This is a genomic window from Agromyces sp. NPDC127015, from assembly GCF_042725165.1.
Classification (GTDB): Bacteria; Actinomycetota; Actinomycetes; order Actinomycetales; family Microbacteriaceae; genus Agromyces; species Agromyces chromiiresistens.
Genome location: NZ_JBHXDI010000002.1, coordinates 648,196 through 667,184, shown reverse-complemented (window position 1 = coordinate 667,184; position 18,989 = coordinate 648,196). Strand labels below are relative to the sequence as shown.

Sequence of the window (18,989 nt, the reverse complement as noted above, 5' to 3'; positions counted from 1 at the left end):
ATCGAGACCGGCCGCGAACGAGCCCGAGGAGAGGCATCCATGTCGAAAGAACTGAAGCTGAGCGACCGCGTCATCGAGCGCCTCGAGACGGAGGAGACCATCTGGCTCACGACCGTGAACCAGCATGGCACCCCCGTGCCGACGCCCGTGTGGTTCGTGTGGAACGAGGGTGAGCTGATGCTGCTCTCGAAGCCCGACACGCCCAAGCTCGCGAACCTCGCCCGCAACCCGCGCACCGCCCTGCACTTCAACACCGATGAGGTCGGCGACGACGTCGCGGTGTTCACGGGGTCGGCCGAGATCGGCGAGATCGGCGATCGGCCCGAGTGGCCGCGGTACGCCGAGAAGTACGCCGAGGCGATCGAGCGGATCGAGTACACGCCCGAGCGCTACATCGCCGAGTACTCGGTGCCCGTGCGGGTGACGGTCGAGCGCGTGCGCTCCTGGTAGCGGGTCTCGGGACGGCTCGCCGCCCGACCGCCGGTCGGGCTACGCCTCGACGTCGTCGAGGCGGGCGATCACGACCTCGAGCAGGCGGGCGAGCTCGATGCGCTCGTCGTCGCTCAGGTCTTGCAGCACGTCGGTCTCGACGACCGACGAGCCGCGGATCGCGAGGCTGAACAGCTCCCACCCCTCGTCGGTGAGGCTGATGTAGGTGCGGGTGCGGTTCTCGGGGTCGGGCGTGCGCTCGACGAGCCCGCGCTCGGCGAGCTTGTCGAGCCGGTGCGTCATCGACGAGGGCGCGACGTTCGTGAGGTCGGCGAGCTGGCTCGGCGTGAGCGCCTCGCCGGCCTTCGCGAGCGAGGTGACGACCGCCCACTCGCCGGCGGCGATGTCGAGGTCGGCGAGCTGGCGCACGTACCACTGGTCGAGCTTCTTGGTGAGGCTCTGCACGGCGGTGATGACGCGCTGCACCGACTCCTCTCCGCCCGCGGCGACGTACGTCGCGACCGCGCGACGGTGCAGTTCGGGGGCGCTCGGGGTTCGTCGGGGCATACGGGAATTCTCTCACGCATATTTCGGTTGCTAATATTTCGATATCGAATACTTCGCATTCGAAGGGTGAGGGATGCTTCGCCGCCGGCGTCGGCGCGAGGCATCCCTCTGCTCGTCGAGACCTCGGGAGGAGGACACCACCATGCGCGCGCGACTGCTCATTCTGGCCAGCGCCATCGGATCGCTCGGTTGGGGAGCGGTGCTGCCCTACCAGTACGCCTATGCGGCCGACACCCGCGGCTGGGGTGCCCTCGTCGCCGCCGGCGCCTCGTCGCTGTTCTCGATCGGCGCGCTCGTGGCGGCCCCGCTCGCCGGGCGGCTCGCCGACCGCTTCGACCCCGTGAAGGTCGCCGTCATCGCGCAGCTGATCGGCGCCGCGGGCGTCGCCTCGCTCGTCTGGGTCGACGTGCCCGCGCTCTTCCTCGCCGGCATGCTCGTGTTCGGCCTCGGACTCTCGGCCGCCGTGCCCGCCAAGCAGGTGCTCGCCCTGCAGTGGTCCTCGGGCGACGACCGGCGCAAGGTGTTCGCCTACAAGTTCACCGGCGAATCGCTCGGCATGGCCGCAGGCGCGTTCCTCGCGGGGCTCGTCGTCGACCTCGACCGGGCCGACGGGCTCGACGTCGGCTTCGCCATGGCGGCCGGCGGGTTCGTGCTGTCGTCGGCGATCATCGCGCTCGCCGGGCGGGTGCGGCAGGCGGGGCTCGTCGGTGCCGGCGTCGGCACCGCGACCGGTCGCGTGGCCGCGCACACGGGCGCGTTCTCGGCGCTCGACGCGGCGACCGGGGCGATCGCCGCGGTCGACCTCGACGGCGACGGGCACCCCGACGGCGCGGCGCGCTCCCGCGGGGCGCTGCGCAGGATCTTCGCCGAGCCCGCCATGCGCTGGACGGCCGTCGTCACGGTCGCCCTCGCGCTCGGCTTCTACGCCCAGTTCGAGTCGGGGCTGCCCGCCTACGGCATCACCGTGCTCGACGTCGACCCCGCCGCGATCGGCATGGCGGCGGCGGTCAACTGCCTCGTCATCGTCGCGCTGCAGGTGATCGTCGTGAAGCTCACGGCGAAGCGCAGCGCGCCGGTGCTGCTCATGGCCGTGGGCTCGATCTGGGTCGTGTCGTGGCTCATCCTCTCTGCGGCGCAGTTCGCACCCGGCATCGCCTCGGCGCTGTTCGTCATGACCTACGGCATCTTCGCCGTCGGCGAGACGATCTACAGCCCCGTGCTCAACCCGCTGACGGCGCAGCTCGCGCCCAAGGGCATGGTCGGCCAGACGCTCGGCACCATCGGCGCGATGCAGACCGCGTTCTCGGCGGCCGGGCCGCTCGTCGCGGGCGTGCTGCTCGGCGCCGGGCTCACCGACGTCTTCCTCGGCATGCACGTGGTCGTGAGCGTCGTCGCGGTGTTCGCGGCGTGGCGCATCAAGAAGGCGCTCGACCGCAAGCGCGAGCCCGCGGCACGGCGCGACCCGTCGCCGACCACCCCGGTCGACCTCGTCGGGGCCTGACGCGTCGGGGGGCGGCCGTACGCCATGAGGGGCGCAGACGACGGATGCCTCGGGGTCGATCGACCCCGAGGCATCCGTCTCGCTGCGGCGGTTACTCGCCGACCGTGACGAACTCCGCCAGCTGCATGCGGCGGCGCGGCGCGACCTCGCGCTCCCGGAGCACCTCGCCCAGCTGGTCGACGTCGCCGAGGGCGCCGATCGTGGTGATCGAGACGACCTCCTGGTTCTCGGGCAGGCCGAAGGCCTCGTGGATCGCGGCCGCGTCGAAGCCGCCCATCTGGTGGGTGTGCAGGCCCTCGTGCTGCGCCTGCACGGTGAGGTGGGCGACGGCCTGGCCGAGGTCGTAACGCGCCCACGGGCGCTGGCGGCCCTCGGCGTCGACGGTCTCGGCGATGTTCACGATGAGCACGGCGGCCGAGTCGGCCCACTCCTGGTTGAAGCCCGCCATCCGGTCGTGCAGGGTCGTGAAGGCGGCGGTGCCGCGCCGGGCGACGATGAAACGCCACGGCTGCGAGTTGTTCGCCGACGGCGCCCAGCGGGCGGCCTCGAGGATGGTCCGCAGGGTCTCGGTCTCGACGACGGCCTCGGGGTCGAAGGCGCGGGGGCTCCAGCGCTCGACGAGCGGGTCGATGAGGGGTGCGGCCGTGTCGGCCCTGCGGGACGTGAGATCGGTGACGAGCGTCATGGTGCTGCTTCCTGGTTCGTTGCGTTGAGCGGTGGTGCGGGTCGCCGTCGTCCCGATCGATTCGAACGCATGGAACCGCCGAGGTATTCCGGGAGCGTCGTCGAACACTTCGTGGACCCCCTATCGGCCTGGCTCGACCGTGTGCGAGCATGGCCGGGCAAGATCCCGTCAATGAGGAAGGATGCTTCATGCTGAAGATGCGATCCATCGCAGCAGCTTCTGCCATCGCCATCGGCCTGACCGCGCTCGCCGCAACACCTGCCGGAGCCGTCGGAGCCGATGCGGGAGCCGATCACGAGTACGTCGTGGTCTTCGCCCAGGGGGTGTCGAGCGCCGACGCGCTCGCCGCGGTCGAGGCCGCGGGCGGCACCGTCGTCTCGCAGAACGACGCCATCGGCGTCGCCACCGTCCGTGCGGGCGCCGGCTTCGCCGACGCCGCGGCCGACCAGTCGGTCATCGAGGGCACCGCCCAGAACCGCATCATCGGCGATGTGCCGGGCTCCGGCCACGCCGACGCGAAGAAGAGCGACGGCGTCGAGGACGAGGGGCACGCCGCCCCAGGCAAGGCGAAGTCGCACGCGCCGAGCTCGGCCGACGCCGAGCCGCTCGCCGACCTGCAGTGGGACATGCAGCAGATCGACGCGACGGTCGACGGCTCGTACGCCTGGCAGCAGGGCTCGAAGGGCGTTCGGGTCGGCATCATCGACACCGGCGTCGACGGCAGCCACCCCGACATCGCACCGAACTTCGACGCCGACCTCAGCCGCAACTTCACGGTCGACGTGCCCGTCGACGCGAACGGCGACGTGATCGACGGCGACTGCGCCGACGAGCCCGACGGCTCCTGCGAGGATGCCGCCGACGTCGACGAGAACGGCCACGGCACCCACGTCGCCTCGACGATCGGCTCGCCGATCAACGGCCTCGGCATCGCGGGCGTCGCGCCGAACGTGTCGCTCGTGAACCTCCGCGCCGGCCAGGACTCGGGCTACTTCTTCCTGCAGCCCTCGGTCGACGCGCTCACCTACGCCGGTGACCACGGCATCGACGTGGTCAACATGAGCTACTACGTCGACCCGTGGCTCTTCAACTGCTCGAGCCACCCGGCCGACTCTGCGGAGGACCAGGCCGAGCAGCGCACCATCGTCGAGGCGATGCAGCGCGCGCTCGACTACGCGCGCGGCCACGGCGTGACGCTCGTCGCGGCCGCCGGCAACGAGGCGATCGACTACACCAAGGCGGTCACCGACGGGGGCAGCCCCGACTTCGCGAGCGTGCCCGGCGAGGCCGCCTACGTGCGCGACCTGCTCGACCCCGAGTCGTGCATCTCGATGCCGGCCGAGGGCGACGGCGTGATCTCGGTCTCGAGCACCGGCATCTCGGAGCGCAAGGCGTACTACTCGAGCTACGGCAACGGCTACATCGACGTGGCGGCGCCCGGCGGCGACGTGTACGACACCCCTGCGAACACCCGCGACATCACGAAGGGCATCCTCGCCGCCTACCCGGCCTCGCTCGCCGAGGCCGAGGGCGCGATCGACGAGAACGGCGACGTGGTCGTCGACTGGGCGGTCGAGAGCTGCGACGACGAGGGCACCTGCGCGTACTACCAGTACCTGCAGGGCACGTCGATGGCGTCGCCGCACGCGGCCGGCGTCGCCGCGCTCGTCGTGAGCCAGTACGGCGCGGCCGACCCGCTGCGCGGCGGCATCCGGATGAACGCCAACGCGGTCGAGAAGAAGCTGCTGAAGTCGGCGGTCGACGAGGCCTGCCCGGTGCCGGCGGACTTCACCTACACCCGTCACACCCCGGCGGGTGCGACGCTCACCGCGACGCACACCTGCGAGAGCGCCAAGAAGACCAACGGCTTCTTCGGCGACGGCATCGTGAACGCGCTGCGGGCCGTCGGGCACTGACCGGCACGCAACACCTCGGGCGCGGCATCCGTTCATCGCGAACGGGTGCCGCGCCTTCGTGCGCCCGTCGTGTGCGTCCGTGCTCGTACGATGGCGTGGTGATCACCGTCGATGGCCAGGCCGCCCGAGTCCTCACCGCGTACACCGACCTCGTCGTCGAGCGGGGCCTGCGGGGGGCCACGCTCGAGGCGGTGGCGGGCCGGGCCGGGCTCTCGAAGTCGGGAGCGTTGCACCACTTCTCGTCGGTGAGCGCGCTGCGTGCGGCGCTGTTCGTCGAGCTGCGCGCCCAGGCGCGGCGCGACACCGAGCAGATGCGCACCTCGCCGGAGGGGGCCGTGCGGTTCTACCTCGTCTCGTCGCTCGATCGCGACAGCGAGCTCGAGCGACTGATCGAGGCGGCCTACCGCATCGCGCAGACCGGCGACGAGGCGGCGCTCGAGGTCCTGCGCGAGTGCCGGGCCGACTGGCTCGACGCGCTCGAGACCGCGACCGGCGAGGCGACGCTCGCCCGCCTGGTGCTCTTCGCCGGCGACGGCATCAACCACAACGCGCTCATGAACCTCGACGCCGGCGAGGACGTCGTCACGCGCGAGCGGGTCGAGGCGATCATCGCCGCGCTCGAGAGCCTCCGCGCCGGCGGCTGAGGCCGCCCGGCGACCCGGCCGCCCGGCGGGCCGGCAGCGCGGGGCGCGGCCGCGGTCGCGCGGTGGCGAACGCCGTGACCCACGCACAGACCGACTAGTCGGTCGGTCAGGTACACTGTTCGAGCCCCACCCACCCCTCGACGACGAGCAGGTACCACGTTGACGAAGCAGACCGCAGCCCCGGCCGCCTCCGCGCCCGGCGCATCCGCCATTCCCGCCCCCGGCGCTCCGGCACCCGGCACCCCCACGAAGGGCCTCGCCATCGGCAAGCTCGGGCTCTGGGGCTCGACGGTCATCGGCATCGCCTCGACCGCGCCGCTCTTCTCGCTCGCCGCGACCCTCGGCTACGTCGTCATCGCGGTCGGCGCGCAGGCGCCGATCGCCTTCGTGCTCGCGTTCGTGCCGATGCTCTTCACCGCCTATGCGTACCGCGAGCTCAACAACGACGTGCCCGACTGCGGCACCGTGTTCACCTGGGCGGCGAAGGCGTTCGGCCCGCGCACCGGCTGGATGGCCGGCTGGAGCATCGCCGTCGCCGGCGTGCTCGTCATGGCGAACCTCGCCGAGATCGCCTCGGCCTACCTGCTGAGCCTCATCGGCGACGGCTCGCTCGTCGAGAACCGCTTCATCGTCACCGCCTTCGGCTGCGTCATCATCGCCGTCATGACCTGGGTGTCGCTGCGGGGCGTCGAGATCGGCGAGCGCATGCAGCAGGTGCTGCTCGCGATCCAGTACCTCGCGATGGCCGCGTTCGTCGTCGGCTGCCTCATCGGCTACTTCACCGGTACCGCACCCGACCCCACCCCGGTCTCGCTCGACTGGTTCAACCCGTTCCTGGCCGACGGCACCGGCATGGTGCAGGCGATCCTGCTCGCGCTCTTCATCTACTGGGGCTGGGACACGTGCCTCGCCCTCACCGAGGAGACGAAGGACCCGCGTCGCACGCCGGGCCGCGCCGCGACCCTCACGACGGTCATCCTGCTGATCACCTATGTCGGCATCACCGTCGTCGCGATGATGTACGCCGGCCTCGGCGACACCGGCACGGGCCTCGCGAACGAGACCAACGCCGACGACGTGTTCTCCGTGCTCGCGGGCATGGCGATGGGCCCGTTGGGCTGGTTCCTCGTGGTCGCCGTCGCGATCTCGGCGCTGTCCTCCTCGCAGACCACCATCCTGCCGACCGCGCGCGGCACCTTCGCCATGGGCGTCTACAAGGCCCTCCCGGCTCGCTTCGCGAAGGTGCACGAGGCGTCGAAGACGCCGACGTTCTCGACGATGCTCGTCGGCGTGATCGCGATCGTCTACTACGCCGGCATGAACCTCGTCTCGACCGACGTGCTCGCCGACTCGCTGCTCTCGATGGGCCTCGCGATCGCCTTCTTCTACGCCATCGCGAGCTTCGCGTGCGTCTGGTACTTCCGCCGCACGCTCTTCGCCAGCCGTCGCAACTTCTTCTACCGCCTCGTCTTCCCGCTGCTCGGCGGGGTCTTCATGGCGTGGGCGTTCGTGCAGTCGGCGATCGACATGCTGAACCCCGACTACGGCTACTCGCAGGTCGCCGGTGTCGGCGGCGCCTTCATCGTGGGCATCGGGTCGCTCCTGCTCGGCGTCGTGCTGATGTTCGTCTGGGCGATGTTCCCCGGCTCCCGCGACTACTTCCAGAAGCGCTCGCTCAACCGCGACACCGAGGTGCTCGCCCCCGAGTGACCGATGCGGCGGATGCCTCGGCGCCGCGCCGTTCGCACGCCGGGTGCACGCGCCGCCCGTCATCCGCTCGCCGCTTGTCATCCGCTCGCCGCCTTCCGCTCACCCGCCTCCCTCTCGAATGGACCAGTAGCCCATGTTCGACACCGTCATCGTCGGAGCCGGCGTCGCCGGACTGACCGCCGCCCGGCTCCTGCACGCCGCAGGCCGCCAGGTCGTCGTGCTCGAAGCGCGCGACCGCATCGGCGGACGCACCTGGACCGACCGGTCGCCGGGCTTCTCCGTCGACCGGGGCGCCTCCTGGATCCACGGGCTCGACGGCAACCCCCTCACGGAGCTCGTCGCAGCGTTCGGCATGGAGACCGCCGAGTTCACGGTCGGCAGCTTCCAGGCCGGCGGGCGCCCGATCGCGAACTACGACGAGGAGCACCGCGAGCTCGACGCCGCGGCGACCGACGCGTGGCTCGACGACGTCGCGGCGGCCGACGAGCGCCTCGCCGCCGCGGTCGAAGCCTCGGAGCACGGCGAGAGCTACGCCGACGTCGTCGAGCGGGCGCTCGCCGGACTCGGCTGGGATCCGGAGCGCACCGAGCGGGTGCGCGCGTTCCACCGCCATCGCACCGAGGAGCAGTGCGGCGCCGACGGCGCCGAGGTCGACGCCCACGGGCTCGACGAAGACGCGATCGACGGCGACGAGGTCGTGTTCCCCGGCGGCTACGACGCGCTCGCGACGGCGCTCGCGGATGGCCTCGACATCCGACTCGGGCAGCCGGTCACGGCGGTGGAGTGGTCGGCGGCGGGCGTGCGCGTCACCACCGCGTCCGAGTCGTTCGAGGCCGGTCGGGTCGTCGTGACGGTGCCGCTCGGCGTGCTCAAGGCCGGGACGATCGACTTCGAGCCCGCCCTGCCCGAGGCGGTGTCCGGCGCGATCGACCGGGTCGGCATGGGCACGTTCGACAAGGTCTTCCTGCAGTTCCCCGAGCGCTTCTGGCAGGACGGCGCGTACGCGATCCGCCAGCTCGGCGCCGAGAGCGCGCCCTGGCACTCGTGGTACGACGTGTCGGTCGTCAGCGGCACCCCGATGCTGCTCACCTTCGCGGGCGGCGAGTGGGCCCGCCGCATCGAGCAGATGGCCGACGACGAGATCGTCGCCTCGGTGCTCGAGGGCCTCCGGCGCAACTACGACGACGCGGTGCCCGAGCCGACCGGCCACTGGATCACCCGATGGGGCTCCGACCCGTACGCACTCGGCTCGTACTCCTACGTCGCCCGCGGCGCCTCGTACGACGACCACGACGTGATCGCCACGCCCGTCGGCGACGTGCTGCACCTCGCCGGCGAGGCGACATGGGGCGACTGCCCGGCGACGGTCAACGGGGCGCTGCTCTCGGGCCACCGCGCGGCCGAGCGCATCCTCGGCACGACGATCCCGATCGAGCGCCTCGCCGACGGCCGCTGAACCGGTCGGCACGACGACGAGGGCGCGGCATCCGCAGGGGATGCCGCGCCCTCGTGGCGTCGACGGGCCTACGCAGCCGCGAGCTCCTCGCGGATGCCGGCGACGAACGCGTCGATGTCGGCCTCGCTCGTGTCGAACCCGCACATCCAGCGCACCTCGCCGCGTGCGGCGTCCCAGTCGTAGAAGCGGAACCCGCGGTCGCGCAGCTTGTCGGCGACACCCTGCGGCAGCGTCGCGAACACGCCGTTCGACTGCGTCGCCTGGCTGAAGCCGAGGCCCGGCAGCTCGCCCGCCGCGATGCCCGCGTCGAGCGCGTCGCGCAGGCGCGAGGCCATCGCGTTCGCGTGCGTCGCGTTGCGCAGCCACAGGTCGCCCTCGTAGAGCGCGATGAGCTGCGCCGAGACGAAGCGCATCTTCGACGCGAGCTGCATGTTGAGCTTGCGCAGGTACTTCAGGCCCTCGGATGCCTCGGGGTTCAGCACCACGATCGCCTCGGCGCCGAGGCATCCGTTCTTGGTGCCGCCCACGCTCAGCACGTCGACGCCCGCGTCGCGGGTGAACGCGCGCAGCGGAACGCCGAGCGTCGCGCCCGCGTTCGACAGGCGCGCGCCGTCCATGTGCACCTTCATGCCGAGCGAGTGGGCGTGCTCGGTGATCGCGCGCACCTCGTCGACGGTGTACGCGGTGCCGAGCTCGCTGGTCTGCGTGATCGACACGACGAGCGGCTGCGCCCGGTGCTCGTCGCCCCAGCCCCACGCCTCCTCGTCGATGAGCTCGGGCGTGAGCTTGCCGTCGGGCGCGGCGACCGTGAGCAGCTTGATGCCGCCGACGCGCTCGGGCGCTCCGCCCTCGTCGGAGTTGATGTGCGCCGTCTTCGCCGAGACGACCGCGCCCCAGCGGGGGAGCATCGACTGCAGGCCGGTGACGTTCGCACCGGTGCCGTTGAACACCGGGAACGCCTCGACGCCCTCGCCGAAGTGGTGCGCGAACACCTGCTGCAGGCGCTCGGTGTAGACGTCCTCGCCGTAGGCCACCTGGTGGCCGTCGTTGGCCGTCTGGATGGCGGCGAGCACCTCGGGGTGCACGCCCGAGTAGTTGTCGGAGGCGAAGCCGCGGAAGGTCGTGTCGTGGAGCGGAGAGTTCACCGAACCATCCTCGCATCCGCGGGCGGGCAGGCATCGTGACGCCGGGCGCACGGAATCGGCGCATTCGCGCCGACGACGCACGGATGCCTCGCGCCGGCGCACGACGTGAAGCGGGCGGATGCCTCGTGTCCCCCGACTCCGGGGCATCCGCCCGCGGCCTGTGCTGCGCAAGCGGGCCGGCTACCCGCGCAGGGCCTCGGCGAGCGGCACGCGGGCGCCCGTCTTGAGGAGGGAGTTGCGGTAGATGCGCTCGCCGATCGCGACCGCGAGCGCCGTCGTCGCGACGAGGATCACGAGCGACACGATGGGCTCCCACCACTCCGCCTGGCCGAGGAAGATGCGCACCGGCATGCCGACGGGCGCCGAGAACGGCACGTAGCTCATGATGCCGAGCACCGTCGGGTCGTCGAAGAAGAACACGACGAGGAAGTAGGGGATCATCACGAGCATCGTGACGGGGGTCGTCACCGACCCGATGTCCTCCGAGCGCGACACCATCGCCGCCGTCGCGGCGAAGAGGGCGGCGAGCATCACGAAGCCGATCGCGAAGAACACGACGAACCAGGTCACCGAACCGCCGAGCCCGCCGAGCAGCACCTTCTGGCCCGTGAGCATGAGCCCGAGGATCGCGAGCACCGCGATCGCGAGGATCTGCCCGAACGCGAGCACGCTGTTGCCGATCACCTTGCCGGTGAGCAGGGCACGCGCCGACACGGTCGACAGCAGGATCTCGACGACACGGGTCTGCTTCTCCTCGACGACCGACTGCGCGATCGTCGTGCCGAACGTGAGCGCCGACATGAAGAACACGATGCCGAAGCCGAAGGCGACGAGATAGGCGAGGCCGGGGTCGACGGCGGCCGGGTCGAGCAGCTCGACGCTCGGGTGCACCGAGAGCGCCTGGACCACGCCCGTCGGCGTCTGGTCGAGCCCGATGACGGTGATGCCGAGGGGGTCGACCGTCTGACCCTGATGAGCGCCTGGCTCGGGCACGACGATCGCGTCGACCTCGCCGTCGCGCAGCAGCTGCTCGCCGGCGGCCTCGTCGTCGACGGGCACGGCCTCGAGCGCGTCGCTGCCGGCCACGGCATCGGCGGCGGTGCCCACCACGGCGACCTTCGTCGGCTCGGACTGCCCGCCGAAGAGGCTGCCGAGCACGACCGAGGCGAGTACGGCGAGCATGAGCACGCCCGTCGAGATGAGGAAGGCCTTGCTGCGCAGGCGCATCGTGATCTCGCGACCCGCGATGAGCGAGACGCTGTCGACGAAGCTCGGCGCCGTCGGCCGGTTCGCGCCGCTCATCGCACGACCTCCTTGAAGATCTGGGCGAGCGTGGTGTGCTCGCGGCTGAAGCTCACGACCTCGCCGCGGGAGACGGCCTCGGCGAGCACGGACTGGCGCGAGGCATCCGAATCGGCCTCGAACACGGCCCAGCCGCCGTCGAAGTCGGCGACCTCGATGCCCGGCCGTTCGCGCAGCCAGCCGAGGTCGCCGCTCGTCAGCAGCTCCCAGCGCTCCGACCCGTGCGCGGTGCGGAGCTCGTCGCGCGTGCCCGACGCGGCGATGCGTCCGTTCGCGATGATCACGAGGTCGTCGCAGAGCCGCTCGACGATGTCGAGCTGGTGCGAGGAGAAGAGCACGGGCACGCCGGTCGCCGCGACGTCGGCCAGCACGGCCTGCACGGTCTCGACGGCCATCGGGTCGAGCCCCGAGAACGGCTCGTCGAGCACGAGCACCTCGGGGCGGTGCACGAGCGCGGCGGCGATCTGCGCACGCTGCTGGTTGCCGAGCGAGAGCGACTCGATCGTGTCGCCCTGCCGTTCGCCGAGGCCGAGGCGCTCGAGCAGCTCGACCGCGTTGCGGGTCGCCGCCTCGGTGCTCCAGCCGTGCAGGCGCGCGAGGTAGACGGTCTGCTCGAGCACGCGCATCTTCGGGTACAGGCCGCGCTCTTCGGGCATGTACCCGAATCGGCGGCGGTCGGTCGCGGTGACGGGCTCGCCGTCGAGCGTCACCGTGCCCCCGTCGGAGGCGAGCACGCCGAGGACGATGCGCATGGTCGTCGTCTTGCCGGCGCCGTTGCCGCCGACGAAGCCCGTGAGGCGGCCGTCGCCGACGGAGGACGAGACGGCGTCGAGCGCGAGGCGCTCGCCGTAGCGCTTGGTCACGTCGTGGAGTTCGAGCATGCCCTCACGGTACGGATGTCCCGGGGCCGGCGGCATCCGCCGGCCGACGGGTTTCCCGGCTCCGTCGCGTGGGGGAGGTCGTGCCGCGAGGGGGTTATGGATGTCGGCGGCCGCGGTTACCCTCGCAGGGTGGGCGAACGGCTCGACGGAACCGAGACGGACCGGCAGGCGACGGCGGCGTCGCCGGCCGGCGAGATCACGCCTGCGGGGGTTCCGCCGCAGGCCGAGGCGCCGACGTCCGCGTCGCAGCCCGAGCCGCCGGCGAACGGCATGCGCACCTTCCTGCACGTGCTCGCCAACACGATGATCGCGAACGTGACGACGAGCTTCCTCTGGTTCGCGCTCACGTTCTGGGTCTACCTCGAGACGAAGTCGGTGCTCGCCACCGGCATCATCGGCGGCGCGTACATGCTGCTCATCGCCGTCTTCGCGATGTTCTTCGGCACGATCGTCGACCGGCACCGCAAGCACCGGGTCATGGTGTTCTCCAGCCTCGTCACGCTCGGCTCGTTCGGCATCGCCGGCGTGCTGTACCTGCTGCAGCCCGAGTCGGCGCTCGTCGACCTCGGCGGCCCGTGGTTCTGGGCGTTCTCCGGCATCATCCTGTTCGGGTCGGTGGTCGAGAACATGCGCAACATCGCCCTCTCGACGACGGTGACCCTCCTCGTGCCCGTCGAGCGCCACGCCAACGCGAACGGCATGGTCGGCACCGTGCAGGGGCTCTCGTTCATCGTCACGAGCGTGTTCAGCGGGCTCGCGATCGGCCTGCTCGGCATGGGGTGGACCCTCGCGATCGCGATCGCGATGACGCTCGTCGCGCTCGTGCACCTGATGTTCGTCCGCATCCCCGAAGAACGTCCGGTCGCCGAGGACGGCCGGGCCCCCGCGGTCGACCTGCGCGGCAGCATCACCGCGATCCGGGCGGCGCCCGGACTCTTCGCACTGATCATCTTCTCGACGTTCAACAACCTCATCGGCGGCGTGTACATGGCGCTGATGGACCCGTACGGCCTGACGCTCTTCCCGGTCGAGGCGTGGGGCGTCGTGCTCGGCGTCACTGCGACGGGATTCATCATCGGCGGGCTCGTGATCGCCAAGTGGGGACTCGGGCAGAACCCCATCCGCACGATGCTGCTCGTCGTGATCGGCATGGGCCTGCTCGGCGCCCTGTTCACGATCCGAGAGTGGTGGGTGCTCTACGGGCTCGGCATCTGGGCGTACATGTGCCTCATCCCGGTGGTCGAGGCGGCCGAGCAGACGGTGATCCAGAAGGTCGTGCCCTTCCGCAGGCAGGGGCGGGTGTTCGGCTTCGCGCAGGCCTTCGAGGCCGCGGCCGCGCCGATCACGGCGTTCCTCATCGCGCCGATCGCCCAGTTCTGGATCATCCCGTACATGGACTCGCCCGACGGACAGGCGACCTGGGGCTGGCTGCTCGGCGACGGCGAAGCCCGCGGCATCGCGCTCGTGTTCTTCTTCGCGGGGCTCGTCATGGTCGCACTCGCGCTCGTGGCGTTCACGACCCGCTCGTACCGCATGCTCTCGGCCGAGTACCAGACCGGCCTGCCCGACGCGGCGACCGTGCCGCCCGAGCGGCGGTGACGCGGTGCCGCCCGTCGACCTGCGATATCCGTTCGAAGGGCGCTGGCTCACGCAGCACAGCCCCGCCGACCGGGTGCCGAGCCATGGCACCGCCGAGTTCGCCACGTCGTACGCGATCGACTTCGTGCCCGTCGGTGCCGACGGGCGATCGGGGGCGATCACGCTCGCCTCGCTCGTGCGGCCCGAACCGGCCGAACGCTTCCCGGGCTTCGCACGTCCGATCCTCTCGCCCGTCGCAGGCGTGGTCGTCGCCACCCACGACGCCGAACCCGATCACGACGCGTATCGCGGGGTGCCGTCGATCCGCTATGCACTTGGGCAACGCCGTCGTGCGAGCCTCGGGTGGCTCGCCCTGGCCGGCAATCACGTCATGATCCGGGCCGAGGGCGGCATCGTGGTGCTGTGCCACCTGCAGCGAGCGAGCGTGAGCGTACGAATCGGGCAGGCCGTGCGGCCCGGTGAGCAGGTGGGCCGGTGCGGCAACTCCGGCAACAGCACCGAGCCGCATGTGCACCTGCAGGTCGTCGACCGGCTCGACGTCGTGCATGCCCGCGCAGTGCCGATCACGTTCGGCGGCTGGTTGCCGCGCAACGGCGAGGTCGTCGACGCGGACCAGAGCGTTCGGTCCAGCCGATAGCGCAGGCTGACGACCCCACCGGGGTGACGAGCCGCCGTTCCACGTGCCGGTGTTCGTGCTCACGCGCGCACCGCGTCCGTCGATCGAGATGGCGGGCGGCACCACCCTCCGCTTCCGCGACGCGTCACCCGCGGAGGCGCTCGCCGAGGCGACCCGCGCCGCGGGCGGTGCCGACGTGCCCATCGGAGAGGCCGGGCACGCGTGCCGCGCCCGGCCTGCTGCAAGTTTGTTGAACATTCTCGGCCGAATTCCTAGCGCCGGCGTCCACCGCGACGGTAGACAGAGGGCATGTCACCGCTCACTACGGTTCAACTGCCGCCCGCGCGTCGTCGACGCCGGGCCGCCGGCATCGTCGCCGGACTCGCCGTCGCACTCGTCGGCACCCTCATGTTCCCCACCACGGCCGTCGCCGACGACGTGCCCGAATTGAGCATCGTCGACGGCGTCACCGCGCCGGTCTTCGACTACACGCAGGCGATCAGGGAGCGCGTGCTCATCCCGGTCGCCGGCGTCGACCAGGACCTCGACGGCGTCGACGACGTCACCGCGATCGAGATCATCCGTCCCGCCGAGAGCGACGCCGGCCTCAAGGTGCCCGCCATCATCGACACGAGCCCGTACTACACGACGCTCGGCCGCGGCAACGAGTCCCAGCTCATCGCCGACGTCGACGGCGACGGCCTCAACGACCAGTGGCCGCTCTTCTACGACAACTACTTCGTGCCCCGCGGGTACGCGATGATCCTCGCCGAGATGGACGGCACCGCGAACTCCACCGGGTGCCCGATGCACGGCGGGCCGGGCGACATCGAGAGCATGAAGGTCGTCATCGACTGGCTGAACGGCCGCGTCGCCGGCCACTACGCCGACGGCACCGCCGCCGTCGCCGACTGGGACAACGGCAAGGCCGCGATGATGGGCAAGTCGTACGACGGCACCCTCGCCAACGGCGTCGCGGCGACCGGCGTCGAGGGCCTCACGACCATCGTGCCGATCTCGGCGATCTCGTACTGGTACGGCTACTCGCGCACGGGCGGCATCGCGCACAACACCAACTACCCGGCGAGCCTGTCGAACACGGTCACGAACCCCGATCGCCGCCCGCTGTGCGCCCCGGTGCGCGCGAACCTCAGCGCGATCGACGGCGATGAGACCGGCGACGTCAACCCGTTCTGGGCGGAGCGCGACTACCGGCTCGACATCGACGATGTCCGGGCGTCGGTGTTCCTCGCGCACGGCCTCAACGACGACAACGTGCGCATGAGCCAGGTGGGCGAGTACTGGGAGGCGCTCGGCGAGCACGACGTGCCGCGCAAGATCTGGCTCGCGAAGGTCGGCCACACCGACCCGTTCGACTACAACCGCGCCGAGTGGGTGTCGACGATCCACCGGTGGTACGACTACTGGCTGCAGGGCATCGACAACGGCATCATGGACGAGCCGGTGGCCACGGTCGAAACCGACCCCGAGGTCTACGAGGAGGTCGCGAGCTGGCCGGTTCCCGGGACGACCGGGGTCGAGGTGCTGCTCGGCGGGACGACCCCCGGGGCAGCCGGCGACCTCCGACTGCAGCCCGGTGACGGCGCCGCGACCGCGACCTTCACGGGGCCGTCCGGATCCATCTCGGAGGGCAACGCGATCAACGCGCCGGAGGGGTCGCAGGCGAACCGTCTCGTCTTCCTGTCCGAGCCGCTCACGAGCGACCTGCGGATCTCGGGCACGGCGCGGGTCGAACTGACCGCTTCGCTCGGCCAGTCGCAGGCGAACCTCAGCGCGCTCCTCGTCGACTACGGCACCTCGACCCGCACCTCCCGGAGCGGCGAGGGCGTCGTGAACACGACCGAGCGCACCTGCTGGGGCGCCGAGAGCGCGAGTGACGACGCGTGCTACCTCGAGGTCGACCGTCGTTCGCAGACGACCGACGTGTGGCGCGCCGCACGCGGGGCGCTCGACTCGTCGAACCGCTTCTCGCTGGCCGACGGCGAGGCCGTGCCCGTGACGCCGGGCGAGGCGACGGCGTTCGACTTCCCGCTCGAACCGTACGACACGACGTTCGCCGCCGGTCACCGCATCGGCGTGGTCGTCACGACGAACTTGTCGGGCTACAGCATCGGGGGGACGGCCAACGCGAGCGTGACGGTCGACACGGCCGTGAGCCGCATCGTGCTGCCGGTCGTCGGCGGGCCCGCCGCAGCGGCCGCGTCGGGCGCCTTCGGCGTCGTCGACCCGGTGTCGCTCGCGTTCGACCTCGGCGGCCACGGCGAGGCGATGCCGCCGCAGGCGGTCGCGTACGGCTCGGCGCCCGTCGAGCCGGCTGCGCCGAGCGAGCACGGGTGGGTGTTCCAGGGCTGGTTCGCGGATGCCGCGCTCACGACGCCGTTCGACTTCGACGCGGTGCTCGTGGACGACGCCGTGGCGTATGCGAAATGGGCGGACGTGGCATCCGTCGCCGTCTCGCTCGAGGTGACCCCGAGTGAGACCTCGGTCGACAAGGGCGACTCGGTCGAGCTGGCCGTCGAGGCGCTCGATGCCGACGGTGCGCCGATCGGCGACGTCTCCGACCTCGTCGCCGTGACGAGTTCGGTGGCGACCGACGTGGTCGACGGAGCCTCGGTCGAGCTGCCGGCCTATGCGGGCGAGCACGTGCTGACCGCGACGCTCGGAGCCGCCTCGGGGTCGGCGACGGTGACGGTGCGCCCCGGTGCGCCGGTCGCCGTCGAGGCGCCGTCGTTCACCGGGACTCCCATCCCGGGGGCGACGCTCACGGCCGATCCCGGCGTATGGGACGTCGACGGCGCCCGGTTCAGCTACCGGTGGACCGCCGACGGCCGGACCATCCCGTGGGCCGACGGCGCCGCCCTCAAGGTGAACCCGTCGATCTCGGGCAAGGAGCTCGTGCTCACGGTCACGGCACGCGCGCCCGGCCTGCCGGCCGGGACGGCGTCGTCCGAACCCGTGACGGTGCTGCCGAAGCCGCACGGCTTCCAGCCCTGAGCACCTTCCGCCCCTGAGTGCCCGGAGGCCGGGAGGCCCATGGCTTCCCGGCCTCCGTGGCGCGACGGCGCTCAGCGCACGCGATAGCGCAGGCTCACGACCCCACCGGGGCGTTCGGCGACGCGGTCGAGCGTCAGGCCCCGGTCGGTCATCGCGGTCGGCGTGAACGATCGACCGTCGCCGAGCAGCACCGGCACGATGCGCAGGTGGAGCTCGTCGACGAGACCGGCCGCGAAGAGGGCGTCGGTGAGGACGAGACTGCCCCACACGATGGTCGTGTCGAATCGCTGCTTCACCTCGGCGGTGCGCTCGGAGCCGTCGCCCGAGAGGATCTCGATCCGGCCGTCGCCCCACGGCGCCTCGGCCAGCGTGTTCGAGACGACGAGCTTCGGCAGCCGATCGATGAGCCCGGCGACGTGCTCGACGGCGGGGTCGGCCTTCGGCCAGTAGTCGGCGAACATGCGGTACGTCGTCGCGCCGAACAGGATCGCGTCGGCCTGCGAGACGTAGGCGAGCTGCTCGGCGTCGTTGAGCTGGGGCTCGCCGTCGTCCCCGGTCGGGATCAGCGCCTCGAAGAACCCGATGCCGCCGTCGGGGTCGGCGGCGTACCCGTCGGCCGTCACGACCTGTTCGACGATGAGGCGGCCCATCAGCTCGCCTCGCTTCCCGACGACGGGCCGGCCCCGTCGAGGTGTTCGGTGAGCACGTCGAACGCCGAGTCCCACCCGTCGTAGACGTTGTCGTCGCCTGCAGCGCCGGCGATCCCCATGAGGTGGAACAGCATCTCGGTGCGCTCGCCGGGGAGTTCGCGGAGGGTCACCGTGATGACCGGCGCGCCGTCGTCGGGATCGCCGGGGGAGCCCCAGGTCATGACGAGGCGCTTCGGGGCGTCGAGCTCGCGGTAGACACCGGCGGTGGGGTACTCGGTTCCGTCGGGCGCGACCATCGTGTACCGGTAGCGACCGCCGACACGTGCGTCGAGGTCGATGCTGCCCGGCTTGATCGTGACGTCGCGCGGGTGCCACCACTCGGCGGCGTCGGCGCGCTCGGTCCATGCTCGCCAGACGAGTTCGCGGGGTGCGTCGAACACGCGGGTGATCGTGAACTGCGGGCGTTCGGCGGAGCCGGAGGCATCCGTCGTCGTGGTCTGGTACTCGGTCATTCCGAATTCTCCTTCATGGTGCGGAGGTGCTCGGCGAGCAGGTCGAAGCGGTCGTTCCACTCGCCGCGGTGTCGTTCGACCCACGCGGACGCCTCGTCGAGGGGCTCGGTTCGGAGGGTGCACGTGCGCCACTGGGCCGTCGCGGTGCGCTCGATGAGGCCGGCGCGTTCGAGCACTTTGAGGTGCTGCGAGATCGCGGGGCGGCTCATCGTGAAGGGCTCGGCGAGCTCGCCGACGGTCGCCGGGCCGACGCGCAGGCGCGAGAGCATCGCGCGGCGGGTCGGGTCGGCGAGTGCCTGGAACACCGCGCTCAGCTCGTCGTTCGCCTCGACCAATGTAAGCAACTCCTTAATTAATGAAT

At 71.3% G+C, this 18,989-nt stretch carries 17 protein-coding genes; 9 read left to right on the top strand and 8 right to left on the bottom strand.

Going from position 1 to position 18,989, the window contains the following annotated elements; all coding sequences use genetic code 11:
• Positions 1 to 39: 39 nt before the first annotated feature.
• Positions 40 to 450 carry a TIGR03667 family PPOX class F420-dependent oxidoreductase gene (locus ACFWGP_RS09330; RefSeq protein ID WP_275505139.1) on the top strand — a complete coding sequence of 137 codons (411 nt, stop codon included), beginning with the start codon at positions 40 to 42 and terminating at the stop codon, positions 448 to 450.
• Between the two features lie 39 nt (positions 451 to 489).
• On the opposite strand, the gene ACFWGP_RS09325 is transcribed toward ACFWGP_RS09330, so the two are convergent.
• Positions 490 to 996, bottom strand: a complete 507-nt coding sequence (locus ACFWGP_RS09325; RefSeq protein WP_231429524.1) for a MarR family winged helix-turn-helix transcriptional regulator — start codon at positions 994 to 996, stop codon at positions 490 to 492.
• 142 nt (positions 997 to 1,138) lie between these two features.
• On the opposite strand from ACFWGP_RS09325, the gene ACFWGP_RS09320 reads away from it, so the two are divergent.
• Positions 1,139 to 2,497 (top strand): MFS transporter, encoded by a 1,359-nt coding sequence (locus tag ACFWGP_RS09320; protein WP_275505140.1) that lies wholly within the window; start codon positions 1,139 to 1,141, stop codon positions 2,495 to 2,497.
• A gap of 91 nt (positions 2,498 to 2,588) precedes the next feature.
• Here ACFWGP_RS09320 and ACFWGP_RS09315 read toward each other — a convergent pair whose 3' ends face one another.
• On the bottom strand, positions 2,589 to 3,182 hold the full coding sequence (locus ACFWGP_RS09315) for a nitroreductase family protein (protein WP_231429526.1): 594 nt from the start codon (positions 3,180 to 3,182) through the stop codon (positions 2,589 to 2,591).
• 188 nt (positions 3,183 to 3,370) lie between these two features.
• On the opposite strand from ACFWGP_RS09315, the gene ACFWGP_RS09310 reads away from it, so the two are divergent.
• The 4 genes from ACFWGP_RS09310 to ACFWGP_RS09295 all read left to right on the top strand — a co-directional run bounded on the left by ACFWGP_RS09310 (position 3,371) and on the right by ACFWGP_RS09295 (position 8,908).
• The gene (locus tag ACFWGP_RS09310) at positions 3,371 to 5,098 is read left to right on the top strand and encodes a S8 family serine peptidase (protein WP_231429527.1); all 1,728 of its coding nucleotides are present in this window, start codon (positions 3,371 to 3,373) and stop codon (positions 5,096 to 5,098) included.
• Between the two features lie 98 nt (positions 5,099 to 5,196).
• On the top strand, positions 5,197 to 5,742 hold the full coding sequence (locus ACFWGP_RS09305) for a TetR/AcrR family transcriptional regulator (RefSeq protein ID WP_231429528.1): 546 nt from the start codon (positions 5,197 to 5,199) through the stop codon (positions 5,740 to 5,742).
• Between the two features lie 210 nt (positions 5,743 to 5,952).
• A complete protein-coding gene (locus ACFWGP_RS09300) occupies positions 5,953 to 7,452 on the top strand; it encodes an APC family permease (protein ID WP_231432235.1) in 1,500 nt (499 codons plus the stop codon).
• Between the two features lie 133 nt (positions 7,453 to 7,585).
• Positions 7,586 to 8,908: a flavin monoamine oxidase family protein gene (locus ACFWGP_RS09295; protein WP_376930741.1), complete on the top strand. Its 1,323-nt coding sequence runs from the start codon at positions 7,586 to 7,588 to the stop codon at positions 8,906 to 8,908.
• A 68-nt stretch (positions 8,909 to 8,976) separates the two neighbouring features.
• Here the strand turns inward: ACFWGP_RS09295 and ACFWGP_RS09290 are convergent, their stop codons facing one another.
• The 3 genes from ACFWGP_RS09290 to ACFWGP_RS09280 form a co-directional block, all read right to left on the bottom strand.
• On the bottom strand, positions 8,977 to 10,053 hold the full coding sequence (locus ACFWGP_RS09290; RefSeq protein ID WP_231429529.1) for a low specificity L-threonine aldolase: 1,077 nt from the start codon (positions 10,051 to 10,053) through the stop codon (positions 8,977 to 8,979).
• Positions 10,054 to 10,233: 180 nt separating this feature from the next.
• Positions 10,234 to 11,355: an ABC transporter permease gene (locus tag ACFWGP_RS09285; protein WP_275505142.1), complete on the bottom strand. Its 1,122-nt coding sequence runs from the start codon at positions 11,353 to 11,355 to the stop codon at positions 10,234 to 10,236.
• A complete protein-coding gene (locus ACFWGP_RS09280; RefSeq protein ID WP_376930740.1) occupies positions 11,352 to 12,236 on the bottom strand; it encodes an ABC transporter ATP-binding protein in 885 nt (294 codons plus the stop codon). Before ACFWGP_RS09280 ends, ACFWGP_RS09285 begins: the two co-directional genes overlap by 4 nt.
• Positions 12,237 to 12,506: 270 nt before the next feature.
• Here ACFWGP_RS09280 and ACFWGP_RS09275 point away from each other — a divergent pair, with 270 nt between their 5' ends.
• From ACFWGP_RS09275 to ACFWGP_RS09265, 3 genes are all read left to right on the top strand, one after another.
• On the top strand, positions 12,507 to 13,835 hold the full coding sequence (locus tag ACFWGP_RS09275; RefSeq protein WP_231432236.1) for an MFS transporter: 1,329 nt from the start codon (positions 12,507 to 12,509) through the stop codon (positions 13,833 to 13,835).
• A 4-nt stretch (positions 13,836 to 13,839) separates the two neighbouring features.
• Complete coding sequence (locus ACFWGP_RS09270; protein ID WP_376930739.1) at positions 13,840 to 14,472, top strand: M23 family metallopeptidase; 633 nt, start codon at positions 13,840 to 13,842, stop codon at positions 14,470 to 14,472.
• A 288-nt stretch (positions 14,473 to 14,760) separates the two neighbouring features.
• On the top strand, positions 14,761 to 17,466 hold the full coding sequence (locus ACFWGP_RS09265) for a CocE/NonD family hydrolase (protein ID WP_376930738.1): 2,706 nt from the start codon (positions 14,761 to 14,763) through the stop codon (positions 17,464 to 17,466).
• Positions 17,467 to 17,537: 71 nt separating this feature from the next.
• On the opposite strand, the gene ACFWGP_RS09260 is transcribed toward ACFWGP_RS09265, so the two are convergent.
• From ACFWGP_RS09260 to ACFWGP_RS09250, 3 genes are read right to left on the bottom strand one after another with little or no spacing between them, the layout of a single operon-like run.
• Positions 17,538 to 18,116 carry a dihydrofolate reductase family protein gene (locus tag ACFWGP_RS09260; RefSeq protein WP_376930737.1) on the bottom strand — a complete coding sequence of 193 codons (579 nt, stop codon included), beginning with the start codon at positions 18,114 to 18,116 and terminating at the stop codon, positions 17,538 to 17,540.
• A complete protein-coding gene (locus tag ACFWGP_RS09255; protein ID WP_275505145.1) occupies positions 18,116 to 18,628 on the bottom strand; it encodes an SRPBCC domain-containing protein in 513 nt (170 codons plus the stop codon). The genes ACFWGP_RS09260 and ACFWGP_RS09255 overlap by 1 nt, the downstream gene beginning before the upstream one ends.
• Positions 18,625 to 18,963: a helix-turn-helix transcriptional regulator gene (locus ACFWGP_RS09250; protein ID WP_231429536.1), complete on the bottom strand. Its 339-nt coding sequence runs from the start codon at positions 18,961 to 18,963 to the stop codon at positions 18,625 to 18,627. The genes ACFWGP_RS09255 and ACFWGP_RS09250 overlap by 4 nt, the downstream gene beginning before the upstream one ends.
• Between the last annotated feature and the right edge of the window lie 26 nt (positions 18,964 to 18,989).